The sequence below is a fragment of the Clostridium algoriphilum genome, from assembly GCF_020443705.1.
Taxonomy (GTDB): Bacteria; Bacillota; Clostridia; order Clostridiales; family Clostridiaceae; genus Clostridium_AD; species Clostridium_AD algoriphilum.
In genome coordinates this window covers 25,552-38,741 of the sequence record NZ_JAIZZK010000015.1, presented here as the reverse complement: position 1 = coordinate 38,741, position 13,190 = coordinate 25,552, and the positions used below count along the sequence as shown (strand labels likewise).

Sequence of the window (13,190 nt, the reverse complement as noted above, 5' to 3'; positions counted from 1 at the left end):
AAAACCTTCTTAAGTGTTGTTATATTTCCATGATAATTGGAAGGATAATTGGTCTACGCTTTGTTTTTTCATATAAATATCTTTCCATGGATTTTTTCATTTTAGATTTTAATACATACCATTCAATAATTTTTTTATCTAAGCACTTATTAAGTTCAATCCTTGCAATCTCCTTTACTTCATTAATCAATGCATCTGATTCCTTTGCATATATAAATCCGCGAGTTATTATATCTGGTCCTACAATAATACTATAAGATTCCCGCTCTAATGTAACCACTACAGTGAGCATGCCATCTTCTGCTAAGTGTTTTCTATCCCTAAGAACTACGCTTCCAACATCCCCAACACCAAGTCCATCTACAAATACAGATCCAGTCTGTACCCGTCCTGTGACTTTAGCTTCCTCCTTGGTAAGTTCTAAAACCTGACCTGTTTCCATAGTAAATATATCTTTGCCTTGCATACCTAATTTTTCTGCCAATTTAGCATGCTGCCTCAAATGTCTGTATTCGCCATGAACTGGCATAAAATATTTAGGATGAACTAATGCATGAATTAATTTTAATTCTTCTTGATATGCATGACCGGATACATGCACTTCTTCCAAATCCTTATAAATTACCTCTGCTCCTTTTTTGAATAACTCATTTATTACCCTAGATATAAGCTTCTCATTGCCTGGAATTGGAGATGCAGAAATAACATACAAGTCCTCTGGTTCTATGAAAATTTTTCTATGAGTGGCAAAAGCTATTCTAGCAAGGCCTGCCATAGGTTCACCCTGACTTCCAGTAGTTATTATTGTAATGTCTTTATTTGAGTAATTTCGCATATCATCCATACTTATAATGTGATCTTCTGGTATATGAAGATATCCCAGGTCCATAGCTACTTGTGATATGTTCTCCATACTCCTTCCACTAAAAACAATTTTCCTACCATACATTACAGAGGCATCTGCAATCTGCTGCACTCTATGGATGTTTGAAGCAAACGTGGCTACAATAACTCTTCCTTGCGCACTAGAAAGTATTCTAGTTAGAGTCTTTCCAATAGCTTTTTCTGAAATAGTATGCCCTTCCCGTTCCACATTTGTGCTATCCGCCATAAGAAGCATTACGCCCTCTTTACCTAAATTTGAGATACGTTCTAAATCCATGACTAATCCATCTATAGGGGTAAAATCAATTTTGAAGTCACCAGTATGTACTATAACCCCCAATGGTGAGTGTATTGCAATAGCACAGGAGTCCGCTATGCTGTGAGTAACTCTTATGAATTCAATTTTAAGATTTTGTAGTTCTATTATGTCTCCAGCATTTACACTGTGAAGCTCACAGTCTAAAAGCATATTGTTCTCTTTTAGTTTATTTTCAATTATTCCTAAGGTTAGCTTAGTACCATAAATAGGTACATTCAATTGTTTTAGAATGTATGGCAATGCTCCTATATGATCTTCATGCCCATGAGTTAAAAAAACGCCTTTTACTTTTTCTGCATTATTTTTTAAATAAGTTATATCTGGAATTACCAAATCTACACCATACATTTCCTCATCAGGAAATGATAAACCACAGTCTATAACAATGATTTCATCATCGTACTCAATAGCTGTTATATTCTTACCTATTTCCCCAAGGCCTCCTAAAGGAATAACCTTTATACTTTCCTCGTTTTTCACTAAATCCTCCCCTTTATATATGTAATTATATTTTTTTCTTTATATCACCATTTTTATTGTAATGACTCTTAGTTTATGGTTATCGCATTACATATTAACGTTAAAGAATTACATTAAAAAGGTTGTTTATGATATACACCCTTTTTAATGTGATTCTTTAACCATATTTATTATTTAATTAGCATTAATATTGTTATCCTTAATAACAATTAAAAATTAATTAATACTATTTATATTGAGGTTCTTGTTTCTGAATATATTTCTGTCTTCCCTTTAAAACGTCTATTGTAGAATCAAGTTGTTCTGCGATTTGTTCGAAATCACTTTTTGCTTGTTCATCCTCTGTTTCTAGAGAAAAAGTCTTCATTGTAGCAGACGCGCTTTGCATTCCAGCAAGTGCTTGTTGCATTTGAGTTCCTACAGTCATAGTTTTCACCTCCCTTCAAATATATTTAACCTTTAGGTTTAAATATTATAGCACCAATAAATCCAAAGATCATAGCAGCAGAAATACCTGCACTTGCTGTCTTAAAAATACCAGTAAATATGCCTATAAATCCTGTTTGCTCAGCATCAATTAGAGCCCCTGCTACAAGAGTATTCCCAAAGCTGCTTATAGGTACAAACGCGCCTGCACCTGCAATTTTTACTAGAGGATCATATAAACCCATTCCTCCTAAAATTGCTCCAATTACAACTAATGTACAGGTAGTATGTGCAGGAGTAATTTTTAAAATATCCATTATAAGCTGCCCAAGCACACAAATCAGACCACCTATTACAAATGCTAAAATAAATTTTTCCATAAATAAACTCACACCTCTTTTTTACATTTCTATTGAAACTGCATGAGCAATGCAAGGTATGCTTTCCTTTTGTTGATAGGATATTGGAGACATTAAAGCGCCAGTTGCAACAATTAGTATTCTCTTTAATTCCCCACGTCGCATACGGTTAAGAAAATGCCCATAAGTTACAGTAGCTGAACATCCACACCCACTACCACCAGAAAAAACTGGTTGATCTTTTTTATATATTAGAAGTCCACAGTCTGTAAATTTATCTGATGGTATTTCTATACCGTGATTTTTTAATAAACTAATAGCAATTTCATGTCCTACCTTCCCTAAATCACCAGTAGCGATAAGGTCATAATAGGAGGCATCAATATTTAAATCCCTAAAATGTGCTTCAATGGTATCTACAGCCGCTGGCGCCATAGCCGCACCCATGTTAAATGGGTCTGAAATACCCATATCAATTACCCTTCCTATTGTAGCCGACGTAATTTTAGGTCCCGGCCCTTCTTTGCCAACCACCGCAGCTCCAGCACCAGTTACTGTCCATTGAGCAGTAGGAGGCTTTTGACCACCATACTCTGTAGGATATCTATATTGTTTTTCTGCAGCGGCATTATGGCTACTAGCAGATGCTATAACATAATCAGCTGACTTACTGTCTACCAATTGAGCAGCCATAGCTAAACCTTCCATTGAACTCGAACATGCACCGAAAATTCCTAAAAAAGGTATTCCTAAAGTTCGTGCAGTAAAGCTACTAGAGGTAATCTGATTCATTAAGTCTCCACTTATAAAAAAATTAATATCTTCATTTTTTATACCTGATTTTTTTATAGCTCTAGCGCAAGCATGTTCAAGTAGAACCTTTTCTGCCTTTTCAAAGCTATCCTGTCCAACCCATAAATCCTCATGAATTATATCAAAGTCATCAGCTAAAGCACCGTTACCTTCAAAAGGACCACCGACGGCTGCAGAACCTAATATTGTAGGTTTAGAATCGAAAATCCATGTTTGATGTCCTTTAAGCATCTACATCGCCCCCAACCATTTTAGTGTAATTTTTATCGTAGCAACTACAAAAGCAGAAAAAACTCCATAAACAATGATTGCCCCAGCGAGTCTAAACATATTTCCAGCTACCCCAAGCACATATCCTTCGCTTTTATGCTCAATTGCAGCAGAAGCTATTGAATTAGCAAAACCTGTAATTGGAACAGCGCTACCAGCTCCAGCCCATTGACCAAGATGATCGTAAATTCCAAGTCCAGTAAACAAAGCTGCAAAAAATATTAAAACTACTGAAGTTGGACCAACTGCTGTTTTTTCATTAAAGTTAAAGTAGTTAATAAATACCCACTGTAAGCATTGCCCAATAGTGCATATTATACCGCCAACAAAGAATGCTTTAATACAGTTTTTTAGGATAGGCCTTTTAGGTTCTATACCTTTAACTAATTTACCATATTTAAGTTGAGCTGGGGTTAGTTTTTTCTTTTTCATATTAGACATTATTTCACCTTCTAACGTAATAAGTATGGTTCTAATTTTTTCATGATATTTTCTAAATTATCAGCATCTTTTAAGTACATAGATTTTGCTTCTTTATTTTCTGTTTCTAAAGCAAATGACATAAGGTCAGCCTGGCTTTTCTCAATACTGGCATATAGCATTTCTTTAACCTGAGATTTCGGGACCTGCACTAAATCATCAAATAGGTCCACATATAAATCACCTGAAGAATCTACTTGACCAATAAAAACATTTTCAAGCGCTACTCCTTTGTTTTCTAACTCAGTTTTAAGCCAGCGTTGATTTAATCCACTATTAGTAAGTCCTTCACGTAATATGTTTCCATCTAAAATAACTGTCTGTGGCTCGCTTTTAGACGCAACTTTTATTCCTAAATCATAAGAGGTAACGGGTTTTTTATCAGCTTTTAAACTAACATTTATATCTCCTGTTGTCTCCATAACAGCAAATTCAACATCCGCCAAATTAAATGATTTTTGAGAACGTAGCTCTTGTAGAAACTCTTGACCAGTCATTTTTTCTTTAGCTAAATTATCTTCCATAACCTTACCATTTTTAATTAATACTCTTTCCTTACCATTTATTATGTTGTAAATCCATTTACTTCTCATTGAGGCATAATCTAAAACAATTGGCATCAATGACCAGACAGCAAGTGCAGTTAGTCCAAAGTAAATATTGGTAATGATATTTAATGAAATTAAAGTAGCTATAATAGAAATAACAACATAAGAAATAAAATCAAAAGGGGTAACCCTAGATGAACTGCCCCCTGTACCTCTTAAGGCTTGCTATTGTTTGTTTTACTTTAGAGCTAACAGTCATATAAACCTCCTCTACATTTATTAATTGTTTTCTATCGTAGTTTAACTAATATGTCAAAATCTAATGCATTTAATTTAAATTAAATATCATAGAGTGTTTTTAGCTATTTATAAAGATCATATAAAACAAAAAAAACAAATTAGATATAAAGGAATAGCTTATATTAAAAGAGAATCCAATGACTTATGTACAAATTGCTTTCAATACTGCAATGAGGGCCTCTGAGGTATGCGAATTAACTTGGAATTGTATCGACTTGGACATAGTAAAATTGCCACCCAAATGTAATTAAGGGTGGCAATTAGGTCTATTTTATTTTTTTCTAATAGTCAGAACATTCATTCGATGGCTGTAAGCGAATGTTTAATATTAAACGTTCCTCTGCGGTTTGTTTTTTGTTTAACTTTCTTTTTTCATATCGCTCTTTGCCTTTTTCAAATTCTATTTTTTCTTCTTCATCTATTAATTCTAACTGTGGTATAATTTTCGGTTTATTATTCTCATCAACTGCTACCATAGTAAAGTAAGCAGAAAGAGCCCTACCACATGATTTTCTGTTTTGTATATCATCCACGTCTACAGTAATATAGACTTCAATAGAGCTTTTACCCGTAAATACAACTTTTCCATTACACTTTACTACCGAACCTATAAAAATTGGTTTATGAAACATAATTTCATCAATTCTTGCAGTAACCACATTACTTTCTGAATGCTTCATTGCAACTGCATAAGCAACCGAATCCATAATTTTTAAGATTTCTCCACCGAATACATTACCTGCTACATTAGAATGAGTAGGAAGCATCACCTGGCCAAGCGTTAGTTCAGATTCTCTTGATGGTTTTCCCATTTGTTACCTCCTTATATAAATTAATTTCTCTCATACCTATATTATTCATATTTTAATATTTATTTGTTACCGTATATCTTTCCACAATTAGCTCAGCATATAGCTTTTCATTATTTATCATGGCTTTAGTTGTATTTAGTTCATTGCCATTATACCCCCGGTGGGTATATAATAACATTAGGATTTAATAAATACAATATATATTTATAAATTATACTACTGTATAAGAAATTACTAATCCACTAGAAGATAGATTTTAGGAGGGTTAAAATGTTTTCGATTTTCAAAAAATATAATACAATAAGTGTTCATGATTTGGATGGTAAACTAGGAAAGATTAATTTAATAGATGTTAGAGAGGGTTATGAGTATGAAGGTGGTCATGTACCAACAGCTAAAAATATATCACTGGGTACGATTTTAGCTAATCCCCGAAAATATATTAATAAATCAAATGAATATCATATAATTTGTCAATCGGGTTCAAGAAGTGAAAGAGCTTGTAAGGAATTATCAGATGAAGGTTATAAAGTTGTTAATATTTCAGGTGGAACAGGATCCTATATTTTGCCACTAGAAAGGTAGATTGAGATACTAGGTTCAACAACACCACTTCCTTTTATATCCCTTTGCAAATTGCTTTTAATACCGGTATGAGATCATCTGAGGTATGCGGATTAACTTGGGATTGTGTAGACTTGGTAAATAAAACAATTAGACAAGAAATGATAGTGTTGATATATTTGAAAATATAATTGCCACCGTAAAATAATTTACGGTGGCAATTAGACATACTCAAAAATCTATAACTTGTTTAACCTATTGATTTACCTTAACTATATCAACAATAGTCTCAATATGAGGGGTTTGTATATATCTAGTATTTTAGCTTATCTATATATATTATATACTATCCTGAAAGCATTGATTTGAAAGCATCTATCAGGTAGATAATAATTTTATGGGTCTAAACTTAACTAATTGTATCTCATAATATTTTATGCAACGGTGGCAAATGGGTGGCATTGCCACCGTAATAATTCTGACTAATAGTTATACTTCACAATTTAGTAATCATGAATTTATTTAAATATGTTCCTATTTTAGCAGTAATAGAGTAATTATTTCATGTTTCCCTCTCATACTTAGTTTACGGCACTTTAATTTTAAAGGTGCAATTGTATTGTCCTATTTAAAACATTCGCTCTCTGCTTCAATGAGATCCTTTATTTACTAAATTAAGTGAATAATATTTGCAAAATAGCCTATTATTAAGATATCTCCATCCTTTATTATTAAAAATAACGAGCTAATTAGAAAAATACTGCACGAGATTTTCACTTAGTGCAGTATTTTTTATTTTAATTTTTAATTTTTATCAATTTCAACCCATTTGTAGCTCTATATATTTATATTTTGAAGTGTCTATTATTTGTATTTCAACTTTACATGAATAATATTGAATAATGCTATCAGTAACCGCTATTAAATTTTCTAATTTATTTCTAATAAATTCTATTTGCATATTCATAATTTCCACTCTTTTCTTAAAACTCACAATTACATTACATTTCATAATAAGCCCATTTATAACATATGATTCTATTTTTAACTGAATTCTAAATGAAAAGTATATGCATAAATACACCAAATGTTTAATTCATCATATTATATAATCTACAGAAGCTTACAATTTGAGACTAGGGGGTGATTAACAATGTTTACACCTTTTATAATAAGTTTAAGGGAAGGTATCGAAATTTTCTTGGTTATAATTCCTCTAGTAGTTTTTTTTAACAGAAATAAGCTATATGGGATGACTAAGAGTGCATTGCTAGGTAGTGCTCTGGGAATGGTTATTGCAGTTATAACCGGCTCTATAATATTCTCACAAGTTGCTTTATTAAACGGTCCTGCAGGAGAACTATTTGATGGACTCCTTGGGATATTATTAGCTGGATTAATATTATACAGTGTAGTGCTTTTAAGGAAAAATAAATCTTTTGACACTGTTCCAAATCAACAATTTATTTCATTAAGTCAAAAGGGAGTATTTATTCTTGCCGCTATAACAGTTTTTAGAGAATTGTTAGAAGTAACATTATTTATTTTAACTAGCTCAGCAGTTTCACCATTACTACTAGCAGGTTCAACCGCACTCGGGTTAGTGTGCGCAGCTTTAATTGTTTATGTAGCATCTAGAGGACTTTCTACTCTAAATATAAACGTAGTATTCTATACGCTAAATCTATTTTTAATTGGACTTGGTGCATACTACTTCGGTGATGGATTAGATGTGTTATTTGGAAGCTATGTTCCTGAAGTTTTAAAAATAGGTATATTATTGTACGCAGTTCCTAGTTACTATATAATTATAAAAAATGATTTGAAGAAATATATAAAATCCAATAAAGTAAAATAAAAATTAAGTCCCATTTAGAAAGATTCTAAATGGGACTTGTAAGCTTGGACTAATAATTCATACTATATTCAAGTGTATTTTCTGACACTGAATAAACCGTAATATTTTTTTAGGGATAAAGTTTTATATTTATTGTGCTATTTTCTTGAATTACTTTTATATATATATCATTAAACTTTTTAGCAATTTCATCAATTAGCATTTGATTTTCTTCTTCTAAGCTTATCATGTTATTTATTATTTAAACTATCTCATCTCCGTACTTTATGGGGATAACCTTTACTGGATTAAGTGCGATGGTCGATAGTACATTATCCGTTGGTATAAGTGGATTATTATTAGTAAGAATTACTGCAAAAACTAATCCTAACTGAAAAATATCGGACTTGAAATTTAATTGTTTTTGTTTCTTTGCATATTCTATTAACTGTGGAGTTCTGAACAATACAACTATAAGGGGTCTCGCCAACATTTCTCTGAATCACACCAACAGGAATTAAAAAATAGCCTAAAGCTAATTAATATCAATACATAGGTAATCCAATATATCTATTGAAAAGGAGTTTATCATCAATCTAAGAAAAAGGAAAAAGACATTGCTGCCTTTTGTGCTGATGTATAATATATAAAGAATGTGTAGTAATTTTATTAAAAATTATGCTCACTTTCTATATGTGATTTTTGTATTCCCTCCCATTTGCTTCGCAAAGAAATATATGGTATTCCCCAAAAAACGTTTGTACAAAGGAAGGGGTGTTTCTGTGGCATATGCAACATAAACCAGCCCGGTATTTTTCCAATACTCATTGTCATAAAACTCACCTGCAGCTCCAGCATGGCTCATCCCACGAAAAAGATTATAAACTAATAAATTTACCAATGTTGGCGAGTACAACTTCCCACCAGCAACATCTATGTAGAATTTTTCTGCCATCCTTTCACATTTTACAACCACTTTCTGAGGAGGTTCATATCCTCCGTAGCTATTCGATATGACCGGAAGCTCATATCCACGATTAAATCCCCAACACATAAATGTTTCCCGTAAGTACTTGGTACAGATTTTAGAGCCCTTCCCACCGGCTGTGGATACTGCTAACATTTTCTTACTGAAAAATTTTGGCCTATGAATGTTATATGCCAAATGGTCTATAAAGTTCTTCATTAATGCCGAAACATGATTGGCGTAGCAAGGACTCGCTATAATTGTCGCATCATTTTGATCAATTTTATCAATAAGTTTTTGGACTTCAAAATGATGAGGGCAATTTTTATTTCCTCTAATTAAACATGAACTACATCCGATGCATAATGGGAGTCCTACTTCCATCAAATGTACCTCGTCAAAAGCTATCTCGCTATCTGAAAGTTCTTGCATGCGTTTTTTTATTACTTCCACAAGCACCCATGTATTCCCTTTATGTGGACTTCCATTAATAATTAGTATTTTCAATTAGAATCACCCCATTCTTAATCTTATTCTGCTGTTCCCGTCCCAACATAATTATATTGAATATTAACTAATTTTAATAGCGTATATATTCATATTTAAATATGACCTATATGGGTTTATATCTAATACCCCAAAAATTGTTTTAATCATGTTAAATGTATACTTTATAAAAGATAGTTTAGGTAGCAATCCTTTATTTCCGAGCTTCACTGTTTTATAAGATATATTTAAAGGTGCACCGTACCGTCCTCCACCTTCAAGCCAGAAGTACGATAATAGATTATGCTCATAATATGTTATTCAAATATTGACTTACGGCCTGCTTCACAATAGAAATAGCATGTTCGTCACCATACTTAACATTAATGCATCTTTTCCCGAAGGTACAATTTGGCAACGCCTCTTTCAGCTTGTAAAGATAATTTTCGTCATGAAAATGTATAGAATAATGCTTTTTCGCTGCTGAAACTGCAACATAACCGTTATACATTTTGGGGCCAGCCCACCACATTGGCATTGCAAAACAAATTTTAGGAACAATCTGAGGGAATTCAGTGTTCATAAAATTTTCAAAGTCAAAACCATACTTTTTTGCATTTTCATCTAAACTGTTGATATATTCATTAATTGAAACAAAGCTCATTATCATTTCCTCCGACTAATATAAATAATTTTTAGTTCGTTGTTTTGTACGAGTACGACATAAATATTTAGTTAATTATACTATCTTTACCATTAATTATATATAAGAAATATAAAAAATAGCAGTCACATCAGTTTATCGATATGACCGCATTCTACATGAAGCGTTATAAATCAAATTAATTTACAAACTATGTTTCCATAATCTGTGAATATTACAATATTCTCGTACACTTAAAACTTCTTCATTTATAATAAATAGAGCTTGAGGTATTTCGCCAGGGTTTAAATATTTTCTATATAGTTTATTTGCGGTTTGAACTTCTATCCATTCAATATAATGCGTTTCTAACATTGGATGTTCAACAGCACCAACTTTAACAAGAACTCCACCTTTAACCTTTTCAATAACTGGCACATGCTTTTCTTTTGCTGCATCCACTGTATTTTCAACTTGTAATGTCATTGGCTGTCCGCAACAAACTAAAACTCCATCACCTGAATGTAAAACTTCTACGATATTACCACAAATTTCGCATTTATAGACTTCTTTAAGTTTAATCATAATTATACCTCCAAAATTTTATATTTTAATATACGCATTAACTAACTAATCCTCTTTTTCTTGTCCTTTTACATCATCGTATACAAAATTGCAAGGTTTCCCTTCACAATTTAAAACCTCCTCATCATTGTCCCCAGTATAAATATTTTTACTATTTACGTCACTTTCTTGTTTGTCATTTAAGGAATTATGATTATCCCAATATTTTTCAGCTTTATTTTCCATCTTTTCTAGTCTAGTATAATAGTCAGGAAATTCTTCCAAATGTGCAAGCGCAATTTTTGCTGTAATTAATGGGTCATTATCTGAAACATTTGTATCTGGAGATATCTTTCCATGTTCAAGCTCAACCACCAATCCCATTCTGAACTGTTCTACATTAAATTTTGTCCAATTAATTCCAATACTTTCACCAATCTCTTTAGCTCTTTCACTCGTAAATAATGTTTCTTCTAACATAGAAAACACTTCCTTTTATATTTTTTTAATAAAATGAATTTTACTTAGAGGCCACATCCCGTCTTACTAATTAACCTTAACATGAGTTAAAAAATATAAAAATAGTCTAACAGCTGAATAAATAAGTGATCGAACAGCCCATTGACTTTACATAGTATTTTTATTAAAAATATTCATTTGCACATAGTCATTTGCACATAGTCATTTAATGGCAATAAATTATCCAAGAGTCAGAACCATCATAATATGAATGAAAAAACGGTAAAAGTTCATATTACATCAACGTAGAGTTCGTATATTATTTAGCGATACCATGAAAGCTAGATATATAGCCAAAGTTCGTTTTTAAGATAAATAACGTACTTTATAATTATAGATAAAAAGAATAAAGAGATGGCGGATAAATTTTATACTAATCTATCCACCATTTCTTTAGGGCTATTTTATAGATGACATACGGTATCGGTTCTAGATATTATAATTTTTAGATATCTGCTCCTGTTTCTCTTCACGAAATATTATTTTGCCCTTTTCCGTGAGTCTTATAATGGTTCACCTGCTACTTATGATTCTACTTTGCATTCTATGTCAGTTATTATAGGCAAATCTTTATTTGTCTTAGCATAAACATTAAGTATATAGTCTTTGTCTACATAGTAATCTTTAGTGTCTTCGGAAGGAGCATCAAATCTTAAATCTCTTAAAACTCTTGAAACAATACTAACTAATCCTCTAGCACCCATCTTTTCTTCAATAGCTATATCAGCAATTGCTTCAAAGCAATTATTGTTAAACTCAAGATTTTTACCCAAATAAGCAAATATCTTTCTATACTGTTCAAATACACTAGTATCAAGCTTAAGTACCTCAATAAGATTATCTCTTGATAATGGATCTAAATTTGATAATACTTGAAATCTACCAAGTAACTCTGGAATTAATCCAAACTCCTGCAAATCTTTTTTAATTATGTTTGATCTAAGATACTTTGTATATTTGTAGTCTTTTTCATAATTCTTTACAGTTGATTCTGCAGTGTTAGATACATCAAAACCTACTGATCTAACAATTCCTGGCTTACTAAACTGTTTTAATCTATTATTTGGACTGAATTTAAGACGATTTTCGACAATAGTTTCAATACCATCAAAAGATCCACCTGCAATAAATAAAATATTAGTTGTATTTATCTCAATCATTTTACTTGTGGGATTTTTACGACCTCCACCTTCTGGTACTCTAACAATACCACCTTCAACCATCTTCAATAAACCTTGCTGAACTCCTTCACCTGATACATCTCTTGTAATAGTCATGGTCTCACCCTTTTTGGCTATCTTATCAAGTTCATCAATAAATATAATTCCTTTCTGGGCAAGTTCAATATCACCGTCTGCCCTTACTAAAAGTGAATATATCATACTCTCAATATCATCACCAACATATCCAGCCTCGGTCAAACTTGTAGCATCACCAATAACAAATGGTACTTGGGCAATATCTGATAATTTTTTGGCTAGTAAAGTTTTTCCAGTACCTGTTGGTCCAGTTAGTAATATATTATGCTTTTCTAAATCTATACCAGTTGCAATCCTGATCATATGATTATGTAATTCTATAGATAACTCTATTTTAGCCCCTTCTTGGCCTATTATAGACTGATCTAATAGTTTTTTTATCATTTTTGGTGTTATTGTTACCCTTGTTTCTTCTGATGTTATATTTTCGTGAACTTCCTCTTCTTGCTGTGGTTTTTTTACTATACTACGTTTATTTAACATTTAATACACCATCCTTTTAAATTTATACTGCCTTTTAAACTTGCTCTTTTTTATAAAGTTACTTTTCATCACTTTCATAGTATTCAGATGTTTAGCAAGTGATTGAGTATTTTTCCTATTCTGTATATTAATTGTGGCAAATAAACCACGTTGGACTTCTTCGCTTATAGGATATC

General features: G+C 32.0%; 16 protein-coding genes and 1 pseudogene. 3 read left to right on the top strand and 14 right to left on the bottom strand.

Annotation, left to right across the window (positions count from 1 at the left end):
* Positions 1–19 precede the first annotated feature (19 nt).
* The 7 genes from LGK95_RS12020 to LGK95_RS11990 all read right to left on the bottom strand — a co-directional run bounded on the left by LGK95_RS12020 (position 20) and on the right by LGK95_RS11990 (position 5,692).
* Positions 20–1,684, bottom strand: coding sequence for a ribonuclease J (locus LGK95_RS12020; RefSeq protein ID WP_226125031.1), 1,665 nt, complete (start codon positions 1,682–1,684; stop codon positions 20–22).
* Positions 1,685–1,910: 226 nt separating this feature from the next.
* Entirely contained in the window at positions 1,911–2,111 is a 201-nt protein-coding gene (locus tag LGK95_RS12015; protein WP_226125030.1) for a DUF1657 domain-containing protein, read from the bottom strand.
* 25 nt (positions 2,112–2,136) lie between these two features.
* Complete coding sequence (gene spoVAE, locus LGK95_RS12010; RefSeq protein ID WP_226125029.1) at positions 2,137–2,490, bottom strand: stage V sporulation protein AE; 354 nt, start codon at positions 2,488–2,490, stop codon at positions 2,137–2,139.
* A 21-nt stretch (positions 2,491–2,511) separates the two neighbouring features.
* Positions 2,512–3,513 carry a stage V sporulation protein AD gene (gene spoVAD / locus LGK95_RS12005; protein ID WP_226125028.1) on the bottom strand — a complete coding sequence of 334 codons (1,002 nt, stop codon included), beginning with the start codon at positions 3,511–3,513 and terminating at the stop codon, positions 2,512–2,514.
* A complete protein-coding gene (gene spoVAC / locus LGK95_RS12000; RefSeq protein ID WP_226125027.1) occupies positions 3,514–3,993 on the bottom strand; it encodes a stage V sporulation protein AC in 480 nt (159 codons plus the stop codon). It lies immediately after the preceding gene.
* An 11-nt stretch (positions 3,994–4,004) separates the two neighbouring features.
* Complete coding sequence (locus LGK95_RS11995) at positions 4,005–4,751, bottom strand: DUF421 domain-containing protein (protein ID WP_226125094.1); 747 nt, start codon at positions 4,749–4,751, stop codon at positions 4,005–4,007.
* A 410-nt stretch (positions 4,752–5,161) separates the two neighbouring features.
* Positions 5,162–5,692: an acyl-CoA thioesterase gene (locus tag LGK95_RS11990; RefSeq protein ID WP_226125026.1), complete on the bottom strand. Its 531-nt coding sequence runs from the start codon at positions 5,690–5,692 to the stop codon at positions 5,162–5,164.
* Positions 5,693–5,962: 270 nt separating this feature from the next.
* On the opposite strand from LGK95_RS11990, the gene LGK95_RS11985 reads away from it, so the two are divergent.
* Together LGK95_RS11985 and LGK95_RS11980 are read left to right on the top strand one after the other, a co-directional pair.
* Entirely contained in the window at positions 5,963–6,277 is a 315-nt protein-coding gene (locus LGK95_RS11985) for a rhodanese-like domain-containing protein (protein WP_226125025.1), read from the top strand.
* An 11-nt stretch (positions 6,278–6,288) separates the two neighbouring features.
* Positions 6,289–6,429: pseudogene (locus LGK95_RS11980) on the top strand (tyrosine-type recombinase/integrase); the annotation flags it as partial.
* Between the two features lie 647 nt (positions 6,430–7,076).
* On the opposite strand, the gene LGK95_RS11975 reads toward LGK95_RS11980, so the two are convergent.
* A complete protein-coding gene (locus LGK95_RS11975) occupies positions 7,077–7,268 on the bottom strand; it encodes a hypothetical protein (RefSeq protein ID WP_226125024.1) in 192 nt (63 codons plus the stop codon).
* A 141-nt stretch (positions 7,269–7,409) separates the two neighbouring features.
* Between LGK95_RS11975 and LGK95_RS11970 the strand changes: the two genes are divergently transcribed.
* Positions 7,410–8,114: an FTR1 family protein gene (locus LGK95_RS11970; RefSeq protein WP_226125023.1), complete on the top strand. Its 705-nt coding sequence runs from the start codon at positions 7,410–7,412 to the stop codon at positions 8,112–8,114.
* 241 nt (positions 8,115–8,355) lie between these two features.
* Here the strand turns inward: LGK95_RS11970 and LGK95_RS11965 are convergent, their stop codons facing one another.
* From LGK95_RS11965 to clpX, 6 genes are all read right to left on the bottom strand, one after another.
* The gene (locus LGK95_RS11965) at positions 8,356–8,586 is read right to left on the bottom strand and encodes a hypothetical protein (RefSeq protein WP_226125022.1); all 231 of its coding nucleotides are present in this window, start codon (positions 8,584–8,586) and stop codon (positions 8,356–8,358) included.
* A 189-nt stretch (positions 8,587–8,775) separates the two neighbouring features.
* Entirely contained in the window at positions 8,776–9,567 is a 792-nt protein-coding gene (locus tag LGK95_RS11960; protein WP_226125021.1) for an NAD(P)H-dependent oxidoreductase, read from the bottom strand.
* A 286-nt stretch (positions 9,568–9,853) separates the two neighbouring features.
* Positions 9,854–10,210, bottom strand: coding sequence for a DUF1801 domain-containing protein (locus LGK95_RS11955; protein WP_226125020.1), 357 nt, complete (start codon positions 10,208–10,210; stop codon positions 9,854–9,856).
* Positions 10,211–10,393: 183 nt separating this feature from the next.
* Positions 10,394–10,774, bottom strand: a complete 381-nt coding sequence (locus LGK95_RS11950; RefSeq protein WP_226125019.1) for a desulfoferrodoxin — start codon at positions 10,772–10,774, stop codon at positions 10,394–10,396.
* A gap of 45 nt (positions 10,775–10,819) precedes the next feature.
* Entirely contained in the window at positions 10,820–11,233 is a 414-nt protein-coding gene (locus LGK95_RS11945) for a DUF5661 family protein (protein WP_226125018.1), read from the bottom strand.
* Positions 11,234–11,796: 563 nt separating this feature from the next.
* On the bottom strand, positions 11,797–13,014 hold the full coding sequence (gene clpX / locus LGK95_RS11940; protein WP_226125017.1) for an ATP-dependent Clp protease ATP-binding subunit ClpX: 1,218 nt from the start codon (positions 13,012–13,014) through the stop codon (positions 11,797–11,799).
* Between the last annotated feature and the right edge of the window lie 176 nt (positions 13,015–13,190).